This is a genomic window from Citrobacter braakii (assembly GCF_009648935.1).
Classification (GTDB): Bacteria; Pseudomonadota; Gammaproteobacteria; order Enterobacterales; family Enterobacteriaceae; genus Citrobacter; species Citrobacter braakii.
In genome coordinates this window covers 746,766-773,105 of record NZ_CP045771.1, presented here as the reverse complement: position 1 = coordinate 773,105, position 26,340 = coordinate 746,766, and the positions used below count along the sequence as shown (strand labels likewise).

The 26,340-nt window shown below is 53.1% G+C and carries 24 protein-coding genes; 11 read left to right on the top strand and 13 right to left on the bottom strand.

The annotated features are described in order from the left end of the window. Window positions 1-11: 11 nt before the first annotated feature. From glpX to GFC06_RS03490, 3 genes are all read right to left on the bottom strand, one after another. Window positions 12-1,022: a class II fructose-bisphosphatase gene (glpX, locus tag GFC06_RS03500; RefSeq protein WP_016155253.1), complete on the bottom strand. Its 1,011-nt coding sequence runs from the start codon at window positions 1,020-1,022 to the stop codon at window positions 12-14. Between the two features lie 135 nt (window positions 1,023-1,157). Next, a complete protein-coding gene (gene glpK / locus GFC06_RS03495) occupies window positions 1,158-2,666 on the bottom strand; it encodes a glycerol kinase GlpK (protein ID WP_016155254.1) in 1,509 nt (502 codons plus the stop codon). A gap of 22 nt (window positions 2,667-2,688) precedes the next feature. After that, the gene (locus GFC06_RS03490; RefSeq protein ID WP_016155255.1) at window positions 2,689-3,534 is read right to left on the bottom strand and encodes an MIP/aquaporin family protein; all 846 of its coding nucleotides are present in this window, start codon (window positions 3,532-3,534) and stop codon (window positions 2,689-2,691) included. Window positions 3,535-3,962: 428 nt separating this feature from the next. On the opposite strand from GFC06_RS03490, the gene zapB reads away from it, so the two are divergent. The 3 genes from zapB to GFC06_RS03475 all read left to right on the top strand — a co-directional run bounded on the left by zapB (window position 3,963) and on the right by GFC06_RS03475 (window position 5,111). Beyond that, window positions 3,963-4,208, top strand: a complete 246-nt coding sequence (gene zapB, locus GFC06_RS03485) for a septal ring assembly protein ZapB (protein ID WP_019077914.1) — start codon at window positions 3,963-3,965, stop codon at window positions 4,206-4,208. Between the two features lie 92 nt (window positions 4,209-4,300). Further along, the gene (locus GFC06_RS03480; protein WP_228522539.1) at window positions 4,301-4,678 is read left to right on the top strand and encodes a hypothetical protein; all 378 of its coding nucleotides are present in this window, start codon (window positions 4,301-4,303) and stop codon (window positions 4,676-4,678) included. Window positions 4,679-4,721: 43 nt separating this feature from the next. Continuing rightward, window positions 4,722-5,111, top strand: a complete 390-nt coding sequence (locus tag GFC06_RS03475) for a hypothetical protein (RefSeq protein WP_047497576.1) — start codon at window positions 4,722-4,724, stop codon at window positions 5,109-5,111. A gap of 42 nt (window positions 5,112-5,153) precedes the next feature. Here the strand turns inward: GFC06_RS03475 and rraA are convergent, their stop codons facing one another. The 7 genes from rraA to priA all read right to left on the bottom strand — a co-directional run bounded on the left by rraA (window position 5,154) and on the right by priA (window position 13,140). Beyond that, complete coding sequence (gene rraA, locus GFC06_RS03470; protein WP_008787034.1) at window positions 5,154-5,639, bottom strand: ribonuclease E activity regulator RraA; 486 nt, start codon at window positions 5,637-5,639, stop codon at window positions 5,154-5,156. A 92-nt stretch (window positions 5,640-5,731) separates the two neighbouring features. Then, window positions 5,732-6,661, bottom strand: coding sequence for a 1,4-dihydroxy-2-naphthoate polyprenyltransferase (gene menA, locus GFC06_RS03465; protein WP_016157915.1), 930 nt, complete (start codon window positions 6,659-6,661; stop codon window positions 5,732-5,734). Window positions 6,662-6,728: 67 nt separating this feature from the next. Then, window positions 6,729-8,060, bottom strand: a complete 1,332-nt coding sequence (gene hslU / locus GFC06_RS03460; RefSeq protein WP_003028803.1) for an HslU--HslV peptidase ATPase subunit — start codon at window positions 8,058-8,060, stop codon at window positions 6,729-6,731. Window positions 8,061-8,069: 9 nt separating this feature from the next. Continuing rightward, window positions 8,070-8,600 carry an ATP-dependent protease subunit HslV gene (gene hslV, locus GFC06_RS03455; RefSeq protein WP_003028805.1) on the bottom strand — a complete coding sequence of 177 codons (531 nt, stop codon included), beginning with the start codon at window positions 8,598-8,600 and terminating at the stop codon, window positions 8,070-8,072. A 91-nt stretch (window positions 8,601-8,691) separates the two neighbouring features. Then, window positions 8,692-9,666, bottom strand: coding sequence for a cell division protein FtsN (ftsN, locus tag GFC06_RS03450; protein ID WP_072034024.1), 975 nt, complete (start codon window positions 9,664-9,666; stop codon window positions 8,692-8,694). 93 nt (window positions 9,667-9,759) lie between these two features. Next, window positions 9,760-10,785: a DNA-binding transcriptional regulator CytR gene (cytR, locus tag GFC06_RS03445; protein WP_016157916.1), complete on the bottom strand. Its 1,026-nt coding sequence runs from the start codon at window positions 10,783-10,785 to the stop codon at window positions 9,760-9,762. A gap of 156 nt (window positions 10,786-10,941) precedes the next feature. Next, entirely contained in the window at window positions 10,942-13,140 is a 2,199-nt protein-coding gene (gene priA / locus GFC06_RS03440) for a primosomal protein N' (protein ID WP_016155264.1), read from the bottom strand. Between the two features lie 257 nt (window positions 13,141-13,397). Between priA and rpmE the strand changes: the two genes are divergently transcribed. From rpmE to GFC06_RS03425, 3 genes are all read left to right on the top strand, one after another. Beyond that, window positions 13,398-13,610: a 50S ribosomal protein L31 gene (gene rpmE / locus GFC06_RS03435; RefSeq protein ID WP_008787040.1), complete on the top strand. Its 213-nt coding sequence runs from the start codon at window positions 13,398-13,400 to the stop codon at window positions 13,608-13,610. 339 nt (window positions 13,611-13,949) lie between these two features. Then, a complete protein-coding gene (locus GFC06_RS03430) occupies window positions 13,950-14,630 on the top strand; it encodes an oligogalacturonate-specific porin KdgM family protein (protein ID WP_047497584.1) in 681 nt (226 codons plus the stop codon). A gap of 87 nt (window positions 14,631-14,717) precedes the next feature. Continuing rightward, window positions 14,718-16,142 carry an MFS transporter gene (locus tag GFC06_RS03425; RefSeq protein WP_047497587.1) on the top strand — a complete coding sequence of 475 codons (1,425 nt, stop codon included), beginning with the start codon at window positions 14,718-14,720 and terminating at the stop codon, window positions 16,140-16,142. A 53-nt stretch (window positions 16,143-16,195) separates the two neighbouring features. Here GFC06_RS03425 and metJ read toward each other — a convergent pair whose 3' ends face one another. Further along, the gene (gene metJ, locus GFC06_RS03420) at window positions 16,196-16,513 is read right to left on the bottom strand and encodes a met regulon transcriptional regulator MetJ (RefSeq protein WP_003825168.1); all 318 of its coding nucleotides are present in this window, start codon (window positions 16,511-16,513) and stop codon (window positions 16,196-16,198) included. 265 nt (window positions 16,514-16,778) lie between these two features. Here metJ and metB point away from each other — a divergent pair, with 265 nt between their 5' ends. Together metB and metL are read left to right on the top strand one after the other, a co-directional pair. Continuing rightward, on the top strand, window positions 16,779-17,939 hold the full coding sequence (gene metB, locus GFC06_RS03415; protein WP_016155267.1) for a cystathionine gamma-synthase: 1,161 nt from the start codon (window positions 16,779-16,781) through the stop codon (window positions 17,937-17,939). A gap of 2 nt (window positions 17,940-17,941) precedes the next feature. After that, the gene (gene metL, locus GFC06_RS03410; protein WP_016155268.1) at window positions 17,942-20,374 is read left to right on the top strand and encodes a bifunctional aspartate kinase/homoserine dehydrogenase II; all 2,433 of its coding nucleotides are present in this window, start codon (window positions 17,942-17,944) and stop codon (window positions 20,372-20,374) included. Here metL and GFC06_RS03405 read toward each other — a convergent pair whose 3' ends face one another. After that, a complete protein-coding gene (locus GFC06_RS03405) occupies window positions 20,375-20,755 on the bottom strand; it encodes a carboxymuconolactone decarboxylase family protein (RefSeq protein WP_153690723.1) in 381 nt (126 codons plus the stop codon). It lies immediately after the preceding gene. Window positions 20,756-20,844: 89 nt separating this feature from the next. Here GFC06_RS03405 and GFC06_RS03400 point away from each other — a divergent pair, with 89 nt between their 5' ends. The 3 genes from GFC06_RS03400 (at window position 20,845) to katG (ending at window position 25,147) form a co-directional block, all read left to right on the top strand. Next, the gene (locus GFC06_RS03400; protein WP_153689838.1) at window positions 20,845-21,753 is read left to right on the top strand and encodes a LysR family transcriptional regulator; all 909 of its coding nucleotides are present in this window, start codon (window positions 20,845-20,847) and stop codon (window positions 21,751-21,753) included. A 157-nt stretch (window positions 21,754-21,910) separates the two neighbouring features. Continuing rightward, the gene (gene metF, locus GFC06_RS03395; RefSeq protein WP_016155273.1) at window positions 21,911-22,798 is read left to right on the top strand and encodes a methylenetetrahydrofolate reductase; all 888 of its coding nucleotides are present in this window, start codon (window positions 21,911-21,913) and stop codon (window positions 22,796-22,798) included. A 168-nt stretch (window positions 22,799-22,966) separates the two neighbouring features. Next, window positions 22,967-25,147: a catalase/peroxidase HPI gene (gene katG / locus GFC06_RS03390; protein ID WP_153689837.1), complete on the top strand. Its 2,181-nt coding sequence runs from the start codon at window positions 22,967-22,969 to the stop codon at window positions 25,145-25,147. Window positions 25,148-25,232: 85 nt separating this feature from the next. Here katG and gldA read toward each other — a convergent pair whose 3' ends face one another. Continuing rightward, the gene (gldA, locus tag GFC06_RS03385; protein ID WP_016155275.1) at window positions 25,233-26,336 is read right to left on the bottom strand and encodes a bifunctional L-1,2-propanediol dehydrogenase/glycerol dehydrogenase; all 1,104 of its coding nucleotides are present in this window, start codon (window positions 26,334-26,336) and stop codon (window positions 25,233-25,235) included. Window positions 26,337-26,340 lie beyond the last annotated feature (4 nt).

Below are 26,340 nucleotides of genomic sequence, written 5' to 3'. Positions count from 1 at the left end.
GATCAAATCAATTACAGGATGTGCGCCTGCACATCGGGATCTTTGCGATCGAGGTAGTGAATCGACTGAATGCGGCGGATCGTGCGCGATTTGCCGCGGATCAACAGCGTTTCGGTGGTTGCGATATTGCCTTTACGGCTAATCCCTTCCAGCAGATCGCCTTTGGTGATGCCGGTAGCGGAGAAAATGACGTTGTCGCTGCGCGCCATTTCATCCAGACGCAGCGCTTTGCCCGCTTCAATGCCCATCGCGGTGCAGCGGGCCAGTTCCTGTTCGCCAATACGACGGTTCTCTTCGCTGTCGCCTTTGACGTCATGGCGCGCCAGCAGGCGGCCCTGCATGTCGCCGTCCAGCGCGCGGATGACGGCCGCGGAAACCACGCCTTCCGGTGCGCCGCCAATACCGTACAGCACGTCAACTTCGCTGTCTGGCATACAGGTCAGAATCGAGGCCGCAACGTCCCCGTCAGGAATGGCGAAGACGCGCACGCCCAGTTTCGCCATCTCTGCAATAACCTCGTCATGGCGTGGTTTTGCCAGGATGGTGACGGTCAGGTCACTCAGTGGTTTGTTCAGCGCGGCTGCAATGTTTCGCAGGTTGGTTTCCAGCGACAGGTTCAGGTCGATGGACCCTTTTGCGCCAGGGCCGACAATCAGCTTTTCCATGTACATGTCTGGCGCGTTCAGGAAACAGCCTTTATCGCCTACAGCCAGCACCGCCAGCGCATTCGCCTGGCCCATTGCCGTCATACGCGTGCCTTCGATAGGATCGACGGCGATGTCGACCGCATCACCGTGGCCGGTTCCGACTTTCTCGCCGATAAACAGCATCGGCGCTTCATCAATCTCACCCTCGCCAATCACGATGGTGCCGTCGATGTTGACCTGGTTGAGCATAATACGCATGGCGTTCACCGCCGCGCCATCAGCGGTATTTTTATCGCCGCGGCCCAGCCATTTATAGCCAGCCAGCGCGGCCGCTTCGGTCACGCGTGAAAATTCAATGGCAAGTTCTCGTCTCATTGCAAACTCGTAGCTGAAAGGAATGGCGCGAAGTGTAGCACAGGGGAGGGGACTAGATTATTGATGTGTGTGCGGGGTTGCCCCCGCACGAAGATATTGCCGGACAAGGTAACGTCGCCATCCGGCAATGACGAATTACTCGTCGTGATCTTCCCACGCCATGGCGCGTTTGACCGCTTTTTTCCAGCCGCTGTAACGGAAATTACGCTCGGTGGTTTCGATGCCCGGGCGGAATTCACGCTCGATGACCGCTTTCTCCTGCAGTTCATCCAGATTCTGCCAGAAACCTACTGCCAGACCGGCAAGGTAAGCCGCACCCAATGCGGTGACTTCGCGGACTTCCGGGCGCTCAACGCGCGTGCCGAGAATATCGGACTGGAACTGCATCAGGAAGTTGTTGGCGACCGCACCGCCATCGACGCGCAGGGCGTGCAGGCGAATACCGGAGTCAGCCTGCATCGCTTCCAGTACATCGCGGGTCTGGTAAGCGATAGACTCAAGCGTTGCGCGGATGATGTGGTTGGAGTTTACGCCACGGGTCAGGCCGAAGATGGCTCCGCGTGCATACGGGTCCCAGTACGGTGCTCCAAGGCCTGTAAATGCCGGAACGACGTACACGCCGTTGGTATCTTTCACTTTGGTGGCGAAATATTCAGAGTCGAATGCATCGCTGATGAGTTTCATTTCATCGCGCAGCCACTGGATGGATGCGCCAGCCATAAATACCGCACCTTCCAGCGCGTAGTTCACTTCCCCGGTCGGTCCGCAGGCGATGGTGGTCAGTAGTCCATTTTCGGACTTAACGGCTTTCTCGCCAGTGTTCATCAGCATGAAGCAGCCGGTACCGTAGGTGTTTTTCGCCATCCCTTCCTTCACGCACAGCTGGCCAAACAGAGCAGCCTGCTGGTCACCGGCAATACCGGAGATAGGAATACGAATGCCGCCTTTACCACCGATGTTGGTCTGGCCGTACACTTCAGAAGAACGACGCACTTCTGGCAGCATTGCACGCGGAATATCCAGCGCATCCAGCATCGTGTCATCCCAGTCCAGGGAGTGGATGTTGAACAGCATGGTACGAGAGGCGTTGGTGTAATCCGTTACGTGTACGCGCCCCTGCGTCATTTTCCAGATAAGCCAGGTGTCTACCGTACCGAACAGCAGTTCGCCGCGACGAGCGCGCTCACGTGAGCCTTCTACGTGGTCGAGGATCCACTTCACTTTAGTGCCGGAAAAGTATGGGTCAATTACCAGACCCGTGTTATTACGGATGTACTCTTCCATTCCGTCGCGCTTGAGCTTTTCGCAGATATCCGCGGTACGACGACACTGCCACACAATTGCGTTATAGATAGGCTTACCGGTCTCACGCTCCCAGACGATGGTGGTTTCACGCTGGTTGGTAATACCGATCGCTGCAATTTCATCGGAACTGATATCGGCTTTCGCCAGAACTTCTACCAGCGTGGAGCTTTGGGTCGCCCAAATTTCCATTGGGTCATGTTCTACCCAACCTGCTTTCGGGTAGATTTGCTCGAATTCGCGCTGTGAAACGCTAACGATATTCGCATCGTGGTCCATTACGACCGCGCGGGAGCTGGTGGTGCCCTGGTCGAGCGCAACGATATATTTTTTTTCAGTCATGATTATTTGTCCCGTAGTCACATTACTGCGAAGCTTTTTGTTGAGTGTTGGTCGCAACGTCTTTCTCTTCAATCGCGCAGACATCGCACGGTAAATGGCGACCAATCAGTTTGCGATATGCCCATGCGCCTAAAATCGCGCCGGTAATCGGGCCAAACACCGGGACCAGGAAGTAAGGGATATCACGACCACCCGTGAAGGCAATCTCACCCCATCCGGCCATCCAGGCGAAGAGTTTCGGTCCGAAGTCACGTGCCGGGTTCATCGCAAAACCTGTTAGCGGACCCATGGAAGCACCAATAACGGCGATCAACAAGCCGATCAGCAGTGGTGCCAGCGGACCACGAGGTACACCGTTACCATCGTCGGTCAGAGCCAGAATCAGCCCCATTAGAATAGCGGTAATGACCATTTCAACCGCGAAGGCCTGCACAAAATTGATATGCGGGTTCGGATAGGTCGAGAAAGTACCTGCCAGACCCAGGCTCTCGGTACTGCCGCGCACGATATGGTTAGTTTGTTCGAAATCGATGAAAAGATTGTAATAAAGCCCGTAAACCAGTGCCGCTGCGCAAAAGGCGCCGGCAATTTGCGAAATAATAAAAGGAGCAACTTTGCGTTTATCAAAACAGGCGAACAGCCAGAGTGCGATGGTTACCGCTGGATTCAGGTGTGCACCAGAAACGCCTGCAGTCAGATAGATAGCCATCGCTACCCCCAGACCCCAGATGATACTGATTTCCCACTGACCAAAAGTAGCCCCAGCAACTTTGAGTGCAGCGACACATCCCACACCGAAGAAAATCAACAACCCGGTACCGAGGAATTCAGCAATGCACTGGCCTTTTAAGGTTGATGTTTGACTCATAATCGGATCCTGAAGAGAGTTTAATGTTTATTGTATGCGAGAAGGTCACTGACATCCCCGGAGCCGGTAGGCACACTGTTAATTTATCGTTAACGCGCAAAAACGAGAAATATCGAAATTGAAATGTGTGTACTCCATCAACAAAATGAGCGTTATCGCGCCATTTCGCGGTATTTGTTATACAAAAATAGTGTGAGCTGAATCATTTCAATGATCAATTCGTTAACACTTAAGAGTTATGATAGTAATGTCACCAGGAGAAAGACGAAAAGTGTTGCAAACCGCAATCTGCGCGGGATGCCGCTGGACAGGGATGACGCGGCTTCATACAATCGGTGTTAAGTAGAGTGCGCTCGTTTTTATTAAGGCGTCGCCGGTTATCGGGACGAGGATTTTTATCCATCAACGCCTTGCAATTCAGGAGAGGTATGACGATGTCATTAGAAGTGTTTGAGAAACTGGAAGCAAAAGTACAGCAGGCGATTGATACCATCACGCTGTTACAGATGGAAATCGAAGAGCTGAAAGAAAAGAACAACTCACTGTCGCAGGAAGTTCAGTCTGCACAGCAGCAGCGTGAAGAGCTGGAGCGTGAGAACAACAACCTGAAAGAACAGCAGAATGGCTGGCAGGATCGTCTGCATGCCCTGTTGGGGCGTATGGAAGAAGTCTAATTCTGATTTCTTTAAAAAGGCATCCATAATGGATGCCTTTTTACTATGTAGACTTTAGGATATCGTAATTCTCAAATTTCAAAGAATACGATATGACAAAAAGAAACGATATTATTGATAATTTGGAGCGATTTATCACCAGAGATATTAGATATGGTCTTATCTATACAGATAATCTAGGGTGGATTGATTTAGGCCACGCTAATCCGGCAGGCGCTGAAAAATTATGGTTTGAAATGACAAGACCTCGTGGTGGTGATAGTGAATTTTATGAAGTAAATTACCATCAAAGTATGTCTAAAAGCATTCACGGTCTAAATATCAATGCTGGTATATATCGTAGATTCATGGTGCGACGAGGATTGCAGGAGCGAATTCTGCAAGGTATTGCTTTGTCTATATTCTTGAGTACGTCACATCGTTTCGAATCCTTACAGGATTTTTGGCCTTACACTTATTTATGGATGTAATAAAACCTGTTGCGAATCCAAATTATGTTCGGGAACTCCGTATATGACGTTTCGACGATTAGGTGTTATTATTGCATTTATGCTTTTCTTTGCGCTGCTTTATTGTTATTTCATGGTGAGTGTCTTTACAAAAAAATGCTATACGCAGCATGATTTATTAATTTATCAGCTATTAACGCCGAAATTGATTAAACAGGTTCCAAGGGTATCCAGCGACTGGTTTTTTGTAAGCCATACAGATGAGGGTAGCCATCTTCAACGCAGTGAAATAGTTTTTACGGGGATACCTAAGAATGATATTCACAGAGCAGAAGAAAAATTAAACGCATACGTTGAATCTTATCCTGCAAGTCGTGAGATGATGAGTGTCGTTGTTGAAGCAAGAGCTGGGAATTATGATGTTAAGGTCATTCACTACAAATCGGATGAATGAAGAAAATAAAAGGCCATCAAACTTGCTGATGGCCTTTTTCGCTTACTCGATATCGAGCGGGTCTTCGGAGAGGATTATCCCGGTGTTGTCAGCGTACAGGTGGTCGCCGGAGAAGAATGTCACGCCGCCAAAGTTGACGCGCACATCGCTTTCCCCAATACCTTCTCCTGAAGCACCTACCGGAATTGCGGCAATCGCCTGAATGCCGATATCCAGTTCTTCCAGATCGTCTACCTGGCGGACTGAGCCGTAGATGACCAGACCTTCCCATTCATTCTGTACGGCCAGTCGTGCCAGTTCGGCATCGACCAGCGCACGACGGACAGAACCGCCGCCATCGACCAGCAGAATGCGACCACGGCCATTTTGTTCGAGCAGATCGTACAGCAACCCGTTGTCCTCGAAACATTTTACCGTGATGATTTGTCCGCCAAACGACGACCGTCCTCCAAAGTTAGAGAACAGCGGTTCCACGACGTTGACATCTTCCTGATAGATGTCACAAAGCTCGGATGTATCGTATTTCATAGGCTTAACGTTCAGTTGCTGCGAGAATTTTTAGTATATCGCGCTATGTGTACTGTTGGCAAAATCATCAATTGTTAATTGATATTTGTCAGTTAAAGAGACCACTGACTTAAGAAAATTCCAACGACAAACAGCAAGTTAGTTAATAGCGCCGCTTTTACGGTGCGTTCCAGCATCGGACGCATTGCCGCAGGATCCATTTCGCGCATCACGTAACGCGCCTGTTTGAAAAGCAGCGGAGCGGCAAGGATAAACAGCCATCCCCACAGACTTTGTAGCGAAAACAAGTTAAACAGCGCCAGGCAGACCAGCGTACCCATCAGCAGGCAGGCATGGTAGCGGCGGGCATTGACGGCACCTAAACGTACTACCAGTGTGTTCTTGCCGTTCTCTCTGTCGCTGTTGATATCACGCAGGTTGTTGACGTTGAGCACGGCAGTTGCCAGCAGGCCACAGGCGGTGGCAGGCAGAATCAGCGCCGGAATCAGCGTATGCGCCTGCAGATACCAGCTTCCCATCACGCTAAGCCAGCCAAAGAATACCAGCACGGAAATATCGCCCAGACCGATATATCCGTAAGGGCGATTACCCACGGTGTAGGTGATCGCCGCGATAATCGACAGGCCCCCAAGTACCAGGAAACCGACAAAATCCGCCAGCGTGTGGCAGGCCACAGCAACCAGGGCCAGACCTGACAGACAAATCAACACCACGGTGACGATCAGTGCACGCTTCATCTGCTGTTGGGTGATAACCCCTTTTTGCATACCGCGCAGCGGTCCAATGCGGTCGGGCTTGTCGCTGCCTTTGACCGCATCGCCATAGTCGTTAGCGAGGTTGGACAGAATTTGCAGCAGTCCTGCCGTAATCAATGCCAACAGAGCAACCAGCGGATCGAAGTATCCTTGCCACCATGCTAATGCCGTACCGACGATGATCGCCGCGAAGGCGAGCGGTAAGGTCTTAGGTCGTAAACTTTCCAGCCAGGCTTGTGAGCGGCTAATTTTTTGTTGTTCAGTCATATTTAGCGCCAATAAAAATGGGGCTTTATCAGCCCCATCAACAGTGATGAAAATGCATTGAACGCGATTATAGGATAAAACGGCTCAGATCTTCATCTGCGACCAGCGCATCCAGATGTTTGCTCACATATTCGGCATCAATTGTGATGCTTTGGCCGTTTAAATCGCTCGCATCATAGGAAATATCTTCCATCAGACGCTCGAGAACGGTATGCAGACGACGTGCACCGATGTTTTCGGTGGTTTCATTGACCTGCCAGGCCGCTTCGGCAATGCGTTTAATGCCCGATTCGGTGAAGTTGATGTCCACACCTTCGGTCGCCATCAGCGCTTTGTACTGGACGGTGATGGAGGCATTCGGTTCGGTAAGGATACGCTCAAAATCGCTGGTGGTCAGCGCCTGCAGCTCGACACGAATCGGCAGACGACCCTGCAGTTCCGGGATCAGGTCAGACGGTTTCGCTACCTGGAATGCGCCAGAGGCGATAAACAGAATGTGGTCTGTTTTCACCATACCGTGTTTAGTGGAGACCGTGCAGCCTTCAACCAGCGGCAGCAGGTCGCGCTGTACGCCTTCACGGGACACGTCCGGGCCGGAGGATTCGCCGCGCTTACAGATTTTGTCGATTTCGTCGATAAACACGATTCCGTGTTGCTCAACGGCGTCGATAGCTTCCTGTTTCAGCTCTTCCGGATTCACCAGTTTGGCCGCTTCTTCTTCAATCAGCAGCTTCATCGCGTCTTTGATTTTCAGCTTACGCGGTTTTTGCTTCTGACCGCCCAGGTTCTGGAACATGGACTGTAGCTGGCTGGTCATCTCTTCCATTCCCGGAGGCGCCATGATTTCAACGCCCATCGGTGCGGCCGCGAGATCGATTTCGATCTCTTTATCATCCAGCTGGCCTTCACGCAGTTTTTTACGGAACGCCTGACGCGCTGCAGAAGGTTCCTGCGGCTGCTCTGACTGTCCCCAGTTATTTTTAGCTGGTGGGATCAGCACGTCGAGAATGCGCTCTTCCGCCATCTCTTCGGCACGGAAGCGGTTTTTCTCGATGGCCTGAACGCGGACCATTTTGATGGCAGCATCGGTCAGATCGCGGATGATAGAGTCAACTTCTTTACCAACATAGCCGACTTCGGTGAATTTCGTTGCTTCAACTTTGATGAACGGCGCGTTGGCCAGTTTTGCCAGACGACGGGCGATTTCGGTTTTACCGACGCCGGTTGGGCCAATCATCAGAATGTTTTTCGGCGTAACTTCATGGCGCAGCTCTTCGTTGAGCTGCATGCGGCGCCAGCGGTTACGCAGGGCAATCGCCACGGAACGCTTAGCGTTGTCCTGGCCGATGATGTGTTTGTTCAGTTCGCTGACAATTTCGCGTGGGGTCATTTCAGACATGGGGGATCCTTACGCTTTGGAGTTCAATTCTTCGATGGTATGGAAGTGGTTGGTATAAATGCAGATATCCCCTGCAATATCCAACGCTTTCTCAGCAATCTCGCGTGCGCCAAGCTCGGTGTTTTCCAGCAGAGCGCGTGCAGCAGCCTGGGCGTAGGGACCGCCGGAGCCGATGGCAATCAGATCGTTTTCTGGCTGGATGACGTCGCCGTTACCGGTGATGATGAGTGATGCAGTTTCATCCGCAACGGCCAGCAGCGCTTCGAGTTTGCGCAGCATACGGTCAGTACGCCAGTCTTTTGCCAGTTCAACGGCAGCTTTCACCAGGTGACCCTGGTGCATTTCCAGCTTGCGTTCAAACAGTTCAAACAGCGTGAATGCATCCGCAGTACCGCCCGCAAAGCCCGCGATGACTTTGTCGTTGTACAGACGGCGGACTTTCTTCACGTTGCCTTTCATTACGGTGTTACCCAGTGTGGCCTGACCATCACCGGCGATTACCACATGGCCGTTACGGCGTACGCTTACTATTGTTGTCACGAGCAGACCCCTTGGTTACAAATGCAAAACACAGGCCCCGCGCAGTATGCGGGGCGTAATGCAAGTATAGATGGGGGGGATTTTGGGGGTTTCAACCCCCAGTGGCGAGTCGAATGCAGTTTGTGTGACCAGCAACTTTCAGGCGGCTGATGGTGTTGTCGGCATTCTCTTTGCCTTTGACCGGACCAATGACCACGCGATTCCAGCCGTTATTGGTGGTAATACGTGAGTTGAAGCCTTCAAAAGCCAACTGCGCGCGCACGGTTTCTGCCTGCTCAGCGCCTTTAAATGAGCCGCACTGTACCATCCAGCGGCGTTCATCTTTTTTCTCCGCCGTCTGTTTTGGCGGCTGCGTTTCATTCGTTATCGGCGCGGCCGGCTGCGTTTTCGGCTGAGCGGCGGTGGTATGCGCAGGTGTTTGCAGTAGATCCTGATACGGCTGTTGGGCCGCCGGTTTTGGCTGCGCCTTCGGCTGCTGTACCGGTGCGGCTTGCGCAGTACGCGTTTGCTGCTGCTGGTTCGGCTGTTCCGTTACCCGTTGGCGCGGCTGTTGAGCCTGCTGTTGGGTGTTATTCCACTGCTGCTGTTGCACCTGACGCTGACGCTGCAGCGTTTGCTGGCGTTGTTCAGCAGTTTGTTCGTTCCACGGTACTTCGTTGAGTTGCGTTGGCTGTTGGCGCATATCGGCCTGCATTTGCGCCAACAACTGGCGCTGCTCATTGGTAAGCTGATCGGCGTTCAGTACCTCGCCGCCTGCAGACGGTTCGGTAGGCGCACGTACGCCAGGCTGACGGCTTTCCAGCTCTTTGATGTATCGCCAGCGCTCTTCCGGTTTTGGCGGGATGCCATTACCGGTGACTTTCTGGTTTTGCAGCGTTTCGGACTCTTCTTTCTTGTGATGCGTAATGAAGTACAGACCACCGATAAAGGTCACGAGTACGGCTGCAGCAATAGCAACCATAGCGGGCGATACCGCAGGCGTATTGCGTTGTTTTTTCCGTGATGTGCTCTTCTTGCGCCGCGAAGGTGCCGGTTGGCCGCGACGTACATAATCTCGTTGTGCCACTATCGTTTCGCTGTATTTATTCGTTCGTCAGCCCGCCATGTTACTTAAGCGGCGGGCCTTTGACCAGACAGGGGAGTCCGAAAGCACTTTACTTTACGTCAGTGCCCGGGTAGTGCCCCGAATAATAAGCTCGCAGTCCAGTAAACGTGAGCCACTGCTGACGTTCTGACCTTGTAGTTGATCGAGCAGTAACAGCATAGCTTCACGTCCGATATCGAAACGCGGCTGTGCGACGGTTGTCAGGGGTGGATCACAAAATTCCGTGAGCGAAATATTATCAAAGCCAATGATGGATAAATCGTCAGGTACCTTCAGACCCTGACGTTTGGCGTAAGAGAGTGCCCCCAGCGCCATGACATCGCTGTGGCAAAAGACCGCAGTAGGTGGCTGTGGAAGCTCAAGGAGCTGCTTAAGCGCATTGGCTCCCGCTTCATAGGTAAAGTCACCACGCGCGATGAAATGCGGATCGACCGTAATTCCACTGCGACGCAATGCCTGAACGTAACCTTGCAGACGGTAATGGCACAGCGGCATATCCTCTGGTCCGGCGATACAGCCAATGCGTTTATGCCCCAGTTCCAGCAGATAGTTCATCGCGTTGAAGGCGGCGGTGAGATTATCAATGTGCACGGTGGGGAGTTCCAGCTCTGGCGCGAACTCGTTGGACATGACCATCGGCGGCAAGTTGCGCTGCTCTTCCACGCTGGCATCAAACGGCAGGCGCGAGCTGAGCAGCACCATGCCATCGATCTGCTTGGTGATAATGAGGTTGAGGAAGGTCTTTTCCTGCTGATTCTGGTGGGCGCAGTCGCCGATAAGCACCAGATATCCCTGCTCAGCGGCGGTCACTTCTATGCCGCGAATCACTTCGCTAAAAAACGGATCGCAGATATCCGGGACAATCACCAGAATGGTACGTGATTCATTACGCTTAACGTTGCGTCCCATTGATTGGGGTAAATATCCCACTTCCAGCGCAGCCTGTTCAACCTTGTTACGGGTTGACTGCGAGACTTTGTCCGGGTTCATTAACGCGCGGGATACGGTTGCCGTTGAGACTTTCGCCTTCAGAGCAACATCTTTCATCGTAGCGGCGGCAACCTGCTTATTCGGTTTCACTCTTTCTCCTCGCCAGAGAGCTGCTGGCACAGACTCGTCCTTGAATAGCCTTCATCTGAAACATTTTTATCAGATAGTTAATGGAAGCGGTTACAGAATTTTCATAAAAAGTGTGATGGATCTTTAATTTTACGATCCGCCTCGCATCGTGAAGGATTATCCCTCGATGGGATCGACATCCAGCACCCATTTTACTTTACGTGCATCGGGTAGCGTATTGATCAGCGCCAGCGTACCGCTGACGATATGCTGCAGGCGAATTCGCGACGGATGTTGCAACAAAATTTGCCAGCGATAGCGACCGCCGCGTTTGGGGGCCAGGGCGGGAACCGGGCCGAGCACCCACAGTTTGTCATCGGCAAGCGGACTGGCCTGGATCAGATTTCGCAACTGTTGTAAGAACATTGGCGCATGCTGGTTGTTATGATCTTCTGCCCGCACGATCACATGGCTGGTCCACGGTGGAAGCTGGAGCGTTTGTCGCTCGGCCAGCGCCTGCTCGGCAAACGCGTCATAACCTTTGTACAGCAAAGTTTGCAGCAGCGGATGCTCAGGATGGTGCGTTTGTAGCACCACTTCGCCCTGTTTCCCGGCGCGTCCTGCTCGCCCGGAGACCTGCGTGTAAAGCTGGGCGAAGCGTTCTGCCGACCGGAAATCTGCAGAGAACAGCGCGCCGTCAACGTCCAGAAGCGCCACCAGGGTGACGTCCGGGAAGTGGTGGCCTTTGGCCAGCATTTGCGTGCCGATCAGAATTCGTGCGCCGCCGCGATGTACTTCCGCCAGATGCTGCTCCAGCGACCCTTTACGGCTGGTGGTGTCGCGATCGATGCGTGAGATTGGCACGCCGGGGAAAAAAGGGGCCAGAGCCTGCTCAAGCTGTTCGGTGCCGAGTCCAACCGGAACCATATGCGTTGAGCCGCAGGAAGGGCACTGACGTGGTATTGGGCGCTGGCTGTCGCAGTGGTGGCAGCGTAAATGGTGCTGTGCCTGATGCAGCGTGTAGTAGTGATCGCAGCGCGGACATTCGGCAATCCAGCCGCAGTCATGGCACAGCAGCGCAGGAGCAAAGCCCCGGCGGTTCAAAAACAGAATCACCTGGTTATCCGCCTGCAGGTGCTGACGCATACGGGTGATAAGCGCAGGGGCGAGTCCGGCCTGCACCTGCTGACCTTTGAGATCCAGCACGTGCTGAGTGGCGGGGCGCGCATTTCCGGCACGGCGCGTCAGGCGCAGCATGCGATATTTTTTCTGTCGCACGTTGCACAGCGTTTCCAGAGCCGGAGTGGCTGAGCCGAGAATAATCGGGATTTGCTCGCTGTGGGCGCGATAAACCGCGAGATCGCGCGCATGATAGCGCCAGCCTTCCTGCTGTTTATAAGAGCTGTCGTGCTCTTCGTCGATGACAATCACGCCGAGATTTTTAAACGGTGTAAACAGCGACGAGCGCGTGCCGATAACAATCGCCGCTTCGCCATTTTTTGCTTTCAACCAGGCCGAAAGACGTTCGCTGTCGTTCAAACCGGAGTGCAGGACTTCGACTGGCGCATTGAAGCGTTCGCGAAAACGGGCAATAGTTTGCGGCGTCAGGCCAATCTCCGGCACCATCACCAGCGCCTGTTTGCCCTGGGCCAGGACATTTTCCAGTACGCTTAGATAGACCTCTGTTTTGCCTGAGCCCGTCACGCCCGCTAATAGCCAGGCGCTAAAACTGTCCGCGGCGCTGTGAATCGCCCCGACGGCGGTGGCTTGCTCGGTGTTCAGTCGAAGACGCTCACCGGAAACCGCGTAGTGGGTACGCCAGTCGCTAAAACCTGGCGTTTCGCTCGCCAGATCGCACAGCCCTTTTTTCCGCAGCGCCTGTAATGCGGCGTCATTAAATTCGAGCTCAGCCACCTGGTCGCGCCAGATTTTTCCCTGGCGTAGCGCAGCCAGCGCCTGCTGTTGCTTGGGAGAGCGCTTGAGGCTGTTGAGATCAATAACCTGACCTTCTTCAGTGGCAAACCAGTACCATATGGGCGCGTTTGTCGCCGGGCGTCCCTGGCGCAGCAGAATCGGCAGGGCATGAAACAGTACGTCGCCGATAGGATGGTGATAATAGTCAGCCGCCCACAGCAGTAGACGCCAGACGGAGGTCGAATAAACCGGCTCGCTGTCCAGCACTTCGAGAACGGCTTTCAATTCGCTCAGCGGCAGTTCGCTGTGCTCGCTAACGGATAGAACGATGCCCACGCGCTCCTGTTGCTTGCCAAAGGGCACGCGTACACGACACCCGGCTTTGGCGCTCATGCCTTCCGGCAGCAGGTAGTCAAAGGTGCGAGGTAGCGGAACGGGTAAGGCAACGTGCGCAACGGGCATTGAATCATCCTGACTTGAAATCTGGCGGGTTAGTATACACATTAGTGAAGGGTAGAATGCGGATCAGTTTGCATGAGCAGGTTAATTTCTGTATGATTCGCCGCCTTTGATGCAAATTGATTGCGTCAAACAATGACCATTACCCGAGAGTTTCAGGCTGTTGATGCAGCGTGAAAGGTGACGGGGAATAATTAACATCGCGTGGTGTCTGGCGTTAGGGCTGGAAGAGCGACGCGGCCTTAAACCGAGGTTTTCCCATGAAAAAAGATATTCACCCGAAATACGAAGAAATTACTGCAAACTGCTCTTGCGGTAACGTCATGAAAATCCGCTCTACCGTCGGTCACGATCTGAACCTGGACGTGTGCGGTCAGTGCCACCCGTTCTATACTGGCAAGCAGCGTGATGTTGCTACCGGTGGCCGTGTTGATCGCTTCAACAAGCGTTTCAGCATCCCAGGCAGCAAGTAAGTTTCAGCTGTCAGAAAAAAGCGCCTTATGGCGCTTTTTTTGTATCTGCGCCTGCAGACTGAAATTCGTATTGATGTATTGAATGATGTCTTTTATTTAATAAATAAAACAGTGTTTTTATTTTTACGATAAAATGTTTCAACTGGTGATCTGCGTCCTTTTTATCTTCTTGTTTTTGCCACTTATGCCAATCTTTGGCAAAATACCAAAGGTTTCTTCCTTCTTTCTAAAATACACTTTCGTGGAAATATAAAATTATTCTTATTCCTTCATCGTTTCCTCATTTATGGACGGAGCGAGATGGGCAATTTCCTAGATTTAGTGTGAAGAGGGATGGTCATGAAATTTAAATCCGCGTTATTACTGATTTCATTATTCTCTGCGGCCGCGCAAGCGGGTTATGTTGATTATCGACATGAATATTATGATGATGGTCGTAATTACGACCGTGTTTATATGTCGCATCGTTTTGCTACTGGTTTTGGTGTCGCAGTCGAGGCCATTTCACGTTCCGAAAATACGCAATCTAATGATGCGTGGAATAATATGGAAAGTAATGGCAACGAGTATACGGCAAGCTACCAGTTCACCTGGAATGACCTTGTCTGGCAGACGGGTATTGCGCTCGAAACGGGCGATAACATCGCGATTTATAAGCCTTATATTCGCGTGCAGTATAACATCAATGACCATTGGTGGACCGCGTTCCGCTATCGTCAGGAGTACATGCGCAGAAACACTGACGGCAAGGATGACCGCATGGTCTATCGTCCGGAAGCATGGCTCGGTTATAACATCAATGACTGGATGTTTGAGCTAAATGGCATTTATAAAATTGCCGATAGCGAAGATTTATATAACAACCGAAAAGACGATTACGAATATAACTTCCGTGTGGCGTATAAAATAGGCTCATGGGTTCCATTTGTTGAGGTGGGTAACGTTTCCTCGGGGTATAACACCACAACCACAGACGATCGTCAGACCCGCTATCGCGTTGGTCTCGGTTATAACTTCTGACCGTTAATACACTTCGTATCGATTTATTACGCTGAGCATCGGTATACGCATAGTTTGCGTGAATAATGTGTCTAAGGAGTTAACATCATGTCTAATGATGGAACAATGATCGGAAGCAATCAAAATATTGCCGTCAGGCCTTTCGGATTAAGAGATAAATTCGGTTATTTATGTGGTGACCTCGGAACCTGTTTTATTCTTGGACTGGTAAATAGTTTTTTAATGATTTATTACACCAACGTACTCGGTATTTCCGGTGTTATTGTTGGTTCACTCTATTTTGTGACCAAACTCTTTGATGCGTTTGTCGACGTTGGCGTAGGGCGCTTATGTGATACCTCTAAACTGACGGTACATGGGCGATTTAACCCCTGGGTGCGCCGCATGAAGTACCCGTTTTGCATCATTGCGGTCGTTCTGTTCCTGCCGTTTGTGCATGATTTTTCTTATACGGCGAAAATTATCTACATCTGCTGTTCCTATTTTATTTACGGTTCGCTGTTATCGACAGTGAGTATTCCGTATGGCGCCATGTCTGCGGCGATTAGCTCGAACCCGGAAGATCGCGTATCGCTGTCAACCTGGCGCAGCGTTGGGTCCGCCATCGGTGGCGGGACAACCGGCTTTTTTATTCCGATCCTGATGTACACCACTCTGGTGGACGGAAGCCAGGTGATCTCTGGGCAGCATTTCTTCTGGATTGCCATTGGTTGTTCTGTGCTGGGGTTTATCTTTTTAACGTTGACCTGTCAGTTAACGACAGAACGCGTGCGGGTTGAAAGAAAAGAGAGCATGCCGGTTTCTGTGCTGCTGAAGGGGTTGCTACGCAATAAAGCGCTGATTGTTTTAGTGGTTGTGGATCTGCTGATTGTGATTAATCAGGGGTTGTCTGGTACCAACATGACTTACCTGTTTAATGACTATTTCCATAACAAAGAGGCCATGTCCGTTGCATTGCTCTTCACCTTTGGCTCTCTGGTTTTGCTGGCACCCTCGGCATCCTGGCTCACGAAGCGCTTTGGTAAGAAAGAAGCCAGCGTAGGCGCGCTGCTCTTTGCGGTAGCCATGTATGTGATTATGTACTTCACCCACATTACCGACGCGAAGGTTTATTTGGTTTTCCTGTTCCTGGCGACGCTGGGAGCCGGGTTATTCAACCTGATGATTTGGGCGTTTATGACCGATGTGTGTGATTATCACCAGTATGTCACCGGCGATCGTGAAGATGGGACCGTCTATGGCGTGAACTTCTTCGCCCGCAAGGTTGGCCAGGCGTGCGCAGGGGCTATTGGCGGCTTTATGCTGGCCATCATTGGTTATCAATCTTCGTCAACGGGTGGCGCTGTGCAAACCAGCATTGTGCAGGAAAACATCTATACGATGGCGAATCTGTTACCGGCTTTATGCCTGTTTTTGGCAGCGGTCATTCTGATTTATTTCTATCCATTGAACCGTAAAGAGACGCTCAAAATGGAAGAAACATTGAATAAGCTTAATGGTATCAGTAAGTAACGTAGTGAGAAGCGGCGGGAGTAATCCCGCCTTTTCTCATCTGTCTTGAAAAATCAGTATTCCCACGTTTCCGGGTTGATACCCAGTTCACGCATGATTACCTTTGCTTCTTCCGGGATTTCATCGCTGCGCTCTTTACGCAGGTCGTCATCGTTGGGTAATGGTTGCCCGGTAAAAGCATGCAGAAACGCTTCACACAGCAGTTCGCTGTTGGTGGCGTGACGCAGGTTGTTAACCTGACGACGCGTGCGTTCATCGGTAAGGATTTTTAACACCTTCAGAGGAATGGAAACCGTAATTTTTTTGACTTGCTCACTCTTCTTACCGTGCTCAGCGTATGGGCTGATATATTCGCCGCTCCATTCAGCCATGAGATACCTAATCCTCTTTGTCATTAATATTGAGGCCAGAACCTGAGCCCGGACCATAATTGCGCGTAGTTTATCGTAGTGACGTGGCCCTGACACGAAGTAAGCCGACGCAGATGTACGCTAATGCATATAATTTTAACGGCTATTTCCGGTTTGCTCAATCTATACGCAAAGAAGTTTAGATGTCCAGATGTATTGACGGCTATCGTAACTATGATTACTCTGGTGTCTGACTTTTCACCGACTCAGCCAGGATCTCCTCAATATGACGCGTAAACAGGCCACCATCGCAGTGCGTAGCGGGTTAAATGACGACGAACAGTACGGTTGCGTTGTCCCGCCGATCCACCTCTCCAGCACCTATAACTTTACCGGTTTTAATGAGCCTCGCGCCCATGACTATTCGCGCCGCGGTAACCCAACGCGTGATGTCGTTCAGCGTGCGCTGGCGGAACTGGAAGGTGGGGCGGGGGCAGTACTGACCAATACCGGCATGTCGGCGATTCATCTGGTGACTACGGTATTCCTCAAGCCTGGCGATCTGCTGGTCGCACCGCACGACTGCTACGGCGGAAGCTATCGTCTGTTTGACAGCCTGGCAAAGCGTGGCTGTTATCGCGTACTGTTTGTCGATCAAGGAGATGAGCAGGCGTTGCAGGCGGCACTGGCGGAAAAACCGAAGCTGGTGCTGGTAGAAAGCCCAAGCAACCCGCTGTTGCGCGTGGTGGATATCGCGAAAATCTGCCAGCTGGCGCGCGAGGCTGGTGCGGTCAGCGTGGTGGACAACACTTTTTTAAGCCCGGCACTGCAAAATCCACTGGCATTAGGCGCCGATCTGGTGTTGCATTCATGCACGAAATATTTAAACGGTCACTCCGACGTAGTGGCTGGTGTGGTGATAGCAAAAGATCCGGAAATGGTCACTGAACTGGCATGGTGGGCGAATAATATTGGTGTGACCGGCGGCGCGTTTGATAGTTATCTGCTGTTGCGCGGCCTGCGTACTCTGTCACCTCGTATGGAGGTGGCGCAACGTAATGCTCAGGCGATTGTGGATTATCTGCAAACTCAGCCGCTGGTGAAAAAATTGTATCACCCGTCATTGCCGGATAATCAGGGCCATGAGATTGCCGCGCGTCAGCAAAAAGGGTTTGGCGCGATGTTGAGTTTTGAGCTGGATGGCGATGAGCAAACGCTGCGTCGCTTCCTCGGCGGGTTGTCATTGTTTACGCTGGCGGAATCGTTAGGGGGCGTTGAAAGTCTGATCTCCCATGCCGCAACCATGACACACGCGGGAATGGCGCCAGAAGCGCGTGCTGCTGCCGGAATTTCGGAAACGCTGTTGCGTATCTCCACCGGTATTGAAGATGGCGAAGATTTAATTGCCGACCTGGAAAATGGCTTCCGGGCTGCAAACAAGGGGTAAACATGAGTGTGATTGCGCAGGCAGGGACGAAGGGTCGTCAACTGCACAAATTTGGTGGTAGTAGTCTGGCTGATGTGAAATGTTATCTGCGTGTCGCAGGCATTATGGCGGAGTACTCGCAGCCTGATGACATGATGGTTGTTTCAGCCGCAGGCAGTACCACTAACCAGTTGATTAGCTGGCTAAAATTAAGCCAGACCGATCGTCTGTCTGCGCATCAGGTTCAACAGGCGTTACGTCGCTATCAGAGTGAGCTTATCAGCGGTTTGTTACCTCCTGAGGTAGCGGATGGGCTGATCGGCGCGTTTATTCACGATCTGGAGCGCCTGGCCGGATTACTCGACAGCGGCGTGAATGATGCCGTCTATGCTGAAGTCGTCGGGCATGGCGAGGTGTGGTCGGCGCGTTTGATGTCTGCCGTCCTTAACCAACAGGGGCTGGAGTCGGCCTGGCTGGATGCGCGCGATTTTTTACGTGCCGAGCGCGGCGCTCAGCCGCAGGTGGATGAAGGTCTTTCTTACCCATTGCTGCAGCAACTGCTGGCGCAGCATCCGGGCAAACGCCTGGTCGTTACCGGTTTCATTAGCCGCAGCAACGCCGGTGAGACGGTACTGCTGGGGCGTAACGGCTCCGACTACTCGGCGACGCAGGTTGGCGCGTTGGCGGGGGTTTCCCGCGTAACCATCTGGAGCGATGTGGCCGGGGTTTACAGCGCGGATCCGCGTAAAGTAAAAGATGCCTGTCTGCTGCCGCTGCTGCGTCTGGATGAAGCCAGCGAGCTGGCGCGTCTGGCGGCTCCGGTTCTCCATGCCCGCACCCTCCAGCCGGTTTCCGGCAGCGATATCGATCTCCAGTTGCGTTGTAGCTATACGCCGGAGCAGGGATCGACGCGTATTGAACGCGTGCTGGCTTCCGGTACCGGGGCACGTATTGTGACCAGCCATGACGACGTTTGCCTGATTGAGTTTCAGGTCCCCACTGGCCAGGACTTTAAACTGGCCTATAAAGAGATTGATCAGATTTTAAAACGCACCCAGGTGCGTCCGCTGGCAGTGGGTGTGCATCCTGACCGCCAGTTGCTGCAATTTTGCTATACCTCCGAAGTCGCTGATGGCGCACTGAAAATTCTGGATGAAGCAGGCCTGCCGGGCGAGCTGCGTCTGCGCCAGGGGCTGGCGCTGGTGGCGATGGTTGGGGCGGGCGTCACCCGTAACCCGCTGCACTGCCATCGCTTTTGGCAACAGCTGAAAGGTCAGCCGGTCGAATTCACCTGGCAGTCGGAAGAGGGCATTAGCCTGGTCGCCGTCTTGCGTACCGGGCCAACGGAGAGCCTGATTCAGGGTCTGCACCAGTCAATCTTCCGCGCGGAAAAACGCATTGGTCTGGTGCTGTTCGGCAAAGGTAACATTGGGTCGCGCTGGCTGGAGCTGTTTGCCCGCGAGCAGAGCACGCTCTCGGCGCGTACCGGATTAGAGTTCGTGCTGGCAGGAGTGGTTGATAGCCGCCGTAGCCTGCTGAATTACGAAGGGCTGGATGCCAGCCGCGCGTTGGCCTTCTTCGATGACGAGGCGGTAGAACAGGATGAAGAGTCATTGTTCCTGTGGATGCGCGCCCACCCGTATGATGATTTAGTGGTGCTGGACGTCACTGCCAGCGAGCAGTTGGCGGAGCAGTATCTGGATTTCGCCAGTCATGGCTTCCACGTTATCAGCGCCAACAAGCTGGCGGGGGCGAGCAGCAGTAATAATTACCGCCAGATTCATGACGCCTTTGAAAAAACCGGTCGCCACTGGCTGTATAACGCCACCGTCGGCGCAGGCTTGCCGATCAACCATACCGTGCGCGATCTGATTGATAGCGGAGATACTATTCTGTCGATCAGCGGGATCTTCTCCGGCACGTTGTCGTGGTTGTTCCTGCAATTTGATGGCACGGTCCCGTTCACCGATCTGGTGGATCAGGCGTGGCAGCAGGGTCTGACTGAACCTGATCCGCGCGTTGATCTTTCCGGCAAAGATGTGATGCGCAAGCTGGTGATTCTGGCGCGTGAAGCGGGTTACGACATCGAACCGGACCAGGTACGCGTAGAATCGCTGGTGCCTGCGCACTGTGAAGCAGGTTCTATTGACCATTTCTTTGAAAATGGCGATGAGCTGAACGAGCAGATGGTGCAACGCCTGGAAGCGGCACGTGAAATGGGACTGGTGCTACGCTATGTGGCGCGTTTTGACGCTAACGGTAAGGCACGCGTTGGCGTTGAAGCGGTACGCCCTGAGCACCCGCTGGCGGCACTACTGCCGTGCGATAACGTCTTCGCCATTGAAAGCCGTTGGTATCGTGATAACCCGCTGGTCATTCGCGGACCGGGGGCGGGCCGCGATGTGACCGCCGGGGCGATTCAGTCTGATATCAACCGCCTGGCGCAACTGCTGTAGTTAGCGCTTACTGTTCGCCGCAAACACCTCTTTTGCGGCGAACAGGCCGTTTAGTGCTGCCGGGAATCCCGCATAAACAGCCATCTGCATCATCACTTCAATAATCTCTTCCTGCGTTAAGCCAACGTGCAGCGCGGCGGCGATGTGTACCTTAAGCTGCGGTGCGGCGTTACCCATGGCGGTGAGCGCGGCGACGGTGGCAATTTCTCTACTGCGTAAATCCAGCCCCGGCCTTGAATAGATGTCGCCAAAAGGAAATTCAATCAGGTATTGGGCGAAGTCTGGCGCAATATCCTGCAGACTTTCGACTACCGCATCACCCCCTTTACCATCTACTTTTTGCAACATCTCCTGACCGGTAATAAAGCGTTCTGAAGGCACCATTTCTTCCTCTTTCGTGTGGTCTGTGGCATGAGGATAGAGCGTGCGGAATGATTGGGGTAATACCGTTTCCGTGATACCTTTTCGGTATGACAACTTCGCCTTTGCACTCTCTGGACATCCGCCTTCTACGCTATTTTTCCGTGGTGGCGGAAGAGAACAACATGAGTCGAGCGGCGCAGCGTTTATTTATGTCGCAGCCGCCGCTGAGTCGCCACATTCGCCAGCTTGAAGAGCGCCTGGGGGTGACGCTTTTTGTCCGTCATACCCGTGGACTTACGCTGACGGAGGACGGCCAGCGCGTCCTTGAAATCGTGCGCCCGCTATTGGCGTTACAGGATAAAACCTGGGCGGCGTTGAGTCAGATAGCGAAAACGGGAGAGCAATCTCTGTGCTTAGGGCTAAGTACGGCGTTTGAGCAGGGCGTTTTTGCTGCGCTTGAGTCGCAGCTTGCTACGCGTGTACAGAAGCTACATATTGTCCGTCATGGTTCGCCTGAACTGGCGCGTCAGGTGCGTCGGGGAAAACTGGATGCAGCGCTGGTGGCGCTACCGCTTGAGAATTCGGGTCTTAGCGTCACGCCGCTCGGCTGGCAAGAATCGATGATCGCCGCCTTACCCACGCTCTGGCCCGAGGCGGCTCTGCCTTCGCTCTCGTTAACGTCGCTGAACCACCGACCGCTGTTCTGGTTCAAACGTGAACGTAACCCTGCTTTTTTTGATTACACTCGACACATTTTTCGTCGTGCCGGTTACTCTCCTGCTCTTATTGAGGAGCCGATGGAACATGACGTGCTGCTGGCACGGATCGCGCAGGGTGACGGTCTGAGCCTGGTTCCGGCCTCCTTTTCCGCTATCCAGCGTCAGGGCGTGATCTTCCTTCCGCTTACTGATACAGAATTGCGTCTTAGCATGGGGTTAGCGACGCTGCCTGAGAACGTAACAAAAGTAGAGTGGCTACAGACGGTCGTGACGCAATCCCTCACCATTTCAATCTGATGTGAATTTTTTTCACGTTGGCTGAGTATTCCTCACCTTTAACGATGATTTTTGTGTTGACGCCAGCATGCTTTTCCGTCATTTTTACATCTAGACGTCTAAACGTATAGCAGTTCACAACACAACATATAACGACAAAAGATTGATGAGGTAAGGTATGAGCTTTTTTCACGCCAACCAGCGGGAAGCCCTGAATCAGAGCCTGGCAGAAGTGCAGGGTCAGATTAACGTTTCGTTTGAGTTTTTCCCGCCGCGCACCAGTGAAATGGAGCAAACCCTGTGGAACTCCATCGATCGCCTGAGCAGCCTGAAGCCGAAGTTTGTTTCAGTTACTTACGGTGCAAACTCTGGTGAGCGCGACCGTACGCATAGCATTATTAAAGGCATTAAGGATCGCACTGGTCTTGAAGCGGTCCCGCACCTGACATGCATTGATGCGACCCGCGATGAGCTGCGTACCATTGCTCAGGACTACTGGCATAACGGTATTCGTCATATTGTTGCCCTGCGCGGCGACCTGCCGCCGGGAAGCGGTAAACCGGATATGTATGCTTCCGACCTGGTGACTCTGCTGAAAGACGTTGCAGACTTCGATATCTCCGTTGCGGCTTACCCGGAAGTGCACCCGGAAGCGAAAAGCGCTCAGGCGGATTTGCTGAACCTGAAGCGTAAGGTTGATGCCGGTGCAAACCGCGCGATCACCCAGTTTTTCTTCGATGTAGAAAGCTATCTGCGCTTTCGCGATCGCTGCGTGTCTGCGGGAATTGATGTGGAAATTATTCCGGGCATCCTGCCGGTATCTAACTTTAAGCAGGCGAAAAAATTTGCTGACATGACCAACGTCCGCATTCCTGCGTGGATGTCGACCATGTTTGATGGTCTTGATGATGACGCGGAAACCCGCAAGCTGGTGGGCGCAAATATCGCCATGGATATGGTGAAAATTCTCAGTCGCGAAGGGGTGAAGGATTTTCACTTCTATACCCTCAACCGTGCCGAGATGAGCTACGCTATTTGTCACACACTGGGTGTAAGACCTAACTAAACAGATGCCCCAGCCCTCTACGGAGGGCTTTTTGTTGATCATTTTGATCTACATCTCTGTAACTTAAAATATAAAAGGAATTAGCTATCGAATCTGTGGGTTATTTCGACTATATCTTATCTCTGGTGGTGTATATCGTAGTCAGAACACTGTAAAGGGAGCATATAGATGAGCATGTCCGACGATAGCCAAAACGCATCAACTGCCGGTAAGTGTCCTTTTCATCACGGCGGTCACGATCAGAGCGCGGGAGCAGGAACGAATAACCGCGACTGGTGGCCAAATCAACTCCGCGTTGATCTTTTAAACCAACATTCCAACCGTTCGAACCCGCTGGGTGAGGACTTCGACTACCGCAAAGAGTTTAGTAAACTCGACTATTCTGCCCTGAAAGGGGATCTCAGAGCCCTTCTGTCCGAATCTCAACCGTGGTGGCCCGCTGACTGGGGAACCTATGCCGGATTGTTTATCCGCATGGCATGGCACGGCGCGGGAACCTATCGCTCTATCGATGGACGCGGTGGAGCGGGTCGCGGACAGCAGCGTTTTGCACCACTGAACTCCTGGCCGGACAACGTCAGCCTTGATAAAGCACGTCGTCTGCTGTGGCCAATCAAGCAGAAATATGGTCAGAAAATTTCCTGGGCCGACCTGTTTATCCTCGCGGGTAACGTGGCGCTGGAAAACTCAGGTTTCCGTACCTTTGGCTTTGGTGCCGGTCGTGAAGATGTCTGGGAACCGGATCTCGACGTAAACTGGGGTGATGAAAAAGCCTGGCTGACTCACCGTCATCCGGAAGAGCTGGCAAAAGCGCCGCTGGGCGCCACCGAAATGGGCCTTATTTATGTGAACCCGGAAGGGCCGGACCATAGCGGTGAACCGCTTTCTGCGGCAGCGGCTATTCGCGCGACCTTCGGTAACATGGGGATGAACGACGAAGAAACCGTGGCGCTGATTGGCGGCGGTCATACGTTGGGCAAAACCCACGGCGCAGCAGCGGCATCGCACGTTGGCGCCGATCCAGAATCCGCACCGATTGAAGCGCAGGGCCTGGGCTGGGCCAGCAGCTACGGTAGTGGCGCGGGCGCGGATGCAATTACTTCCGGTCTGGAAGTGGTGTGGACGCAGACGCCTACCCAATGGAGCAACTATTTCTTCGAGAACCTGTTCAAATATGAGTGGGTGCAGACTCGCAGTCCGGCAGGCGCGATTCAGTTTGAAGCGGTTGACGCGCCAGAAATTATTCCCGATCCTTTTGATCCGTCGAAAAAACGCAAGCCGACGATGCTGGTTACCGACCTGACGCTGCGTTTCGATCCTGAGTTCGAAAAGATCTCTCGCCGTTTCCTGAACGATCCGCAAGCGTTCAACGAAGCGTTTGCCCGTGCGTGGTTTAAACTGACGCACCGCGATATGGGGCCAAAATCGCGTTACATTGGACCGGAAGTGCCAAAAGAAGATCTGATTTGGCAAGACCCGCTGCCGCATGCGTTCTTCAACCCAAGCGAAGAAGATATCCTGAAGCTGAAGGCGACCATCGCTGCTTCCGGACTGTCCGTGGGCGAACTGGTATCGGTAGCGTGGGCTTCGGCATCGACTTTCCGTGGCGGGGATAAACGTGGCGGCGCTAACGGTGCGCGTCTGGCGCTGGACCCACAACGCGGCTGGGATGTGAATGCCACCGCGGCACGCGTTCTGCCTGTGCTGGAAGGTATTTATAAGTCTGCCCATACTGCCTCGTTGGCCGATATTATCGTGCTGGCCGGTGTTGTCGGTATCGAGCAGGCGGCTAGCGCTGCGGGTGTCAGCATCAAGGTACCTTTTGCGCCGGGTCGTGTGGATGCGCGTCAGGATCAAACGGATATTGAGATGTTTGAACTGCTTGAGCCGATTGCCGATGGTTTCCGTAACTACCGCGCTCGTCCTGACGTGTCGACCACCGAGTCGCTGCTGATCGACAAAGCGCAGCAGTTGACGCTAACCGCACCGGAAATGACCGTGCTGGTGGGCGGTATGCGCGTACTGGGCACCAACTTTGATGGTAGCCAGCACGGCGTCTTTACCGATCGTCCTGGCGTACTCAGCACTGACTTCTTCGTCAATCTGCTGGATATGCGTCATGAGTGGAAGGCGGTTGATGAGTCACAAGAGCTGTTTGAAGGCCGTGACCGTTCGAGCGGCGAGGTAAAATACACCGCAACTCGCGCCGATCTGGTGTTTGGTTCTAACTCTGTACTACGCGCAGTGGCTGAAGTTTATGCCTGCAGCGATGCTCACGAGAAGTTCGTGAGAGATTTCGTTGCCGCATGGGTGAAAGTGATGAACCTGGATCGTTTCGATCTGCTGTAACAGACCATGCCGGATGTCGCTTGCGCGGGTCCGGCATAGTATGAACAAAAAAATCCCCGCAATTGCGGGGATTTTTATTGGCCGGTTATTCCCACTCTTGCAGGTAACGTTGACCGTACTGGTCAGCCACCAGCAGGGCGGCATACACCTGGTCCGGCGTTGCGCCGCCAGGCATATTGTGGATGGTTTCGCCTTCGGCACAGGCAGCTTCAGCCACAATGCGCATTTTCGCCGGAATATCCTGTTTGATGTCCAGTTGCGCCAGGGTAATCGGCAGGCCAACGGAATGACACAGCGCCGCAACGGTTTCAATTTCATCGACCGGCGCGTTTTCCAGGACCAGTTGCGTCAGCGTGCCGAAAGCCACTTTCTCGCCGTGGTAATAGTGATGCGCATCCGGGATTGCCGTCAGACCGTTATGGATGGCATGCGCCGCCGCCAGACCGCCGCTTTCAAAACCGACGCCGCTCAGATAGGTGTTGGCTTCAATAACGCGCTCCAGCGCAGGCGTTACCACGTGCTGCTCGGCGGCCAGCATCGCTTTTTCACCTTCTTCTATCAGCGTATTAAAGCACAGCTCAGCCAGCGCCAGCGCCGCCTGAGTGCACTGACCGCCCGCCATGGTGGTTGCGCCGCTGCGTGAACAGGCGCGCGCTTCGAACCAGGTCGCCAACGCATCGCCGATGCCCGCGGCTAACAGACGCGCCGGTGCGCCCGCGACAATTTTGGTATCAACAATGACCCTGTCCGGGTTATTGGGCAGCAGCAAATAGCGATCGAATTCACCGGCATCGGTGTAAATAACGGACAGCGCGCTGCACGGTGCATCGGTAGAGGCGATGGTTGGCGCAATGGCGACAGGCACGCCCATAAAGTGCGCCAGCGCTTTGGCGGTATCCAGCGTTTTACCGCCGCCAATACCAAGTACTGCGCCACATTGCGCTTTTTCTGCCACGCCGCGCAGACGGTCGATTTCGTTTTGTGAACACTCGCCGCCAAACGGTGCAATCTCCAGCGCCAGTCCGGCATCCTGGAAACTTTTTTCCAGTGCGCCCTGGGCAAAGCCTAAGACAAACTTGTCCCCAACGACCAGCCAGCGCTCTGCCAGTGGTTTGAGGTAGTTGCCAAGACGGGTAATAACATCGGCACCCTGGATGTACTTACCAGGTGATTGAATAATGCGATCCATACTT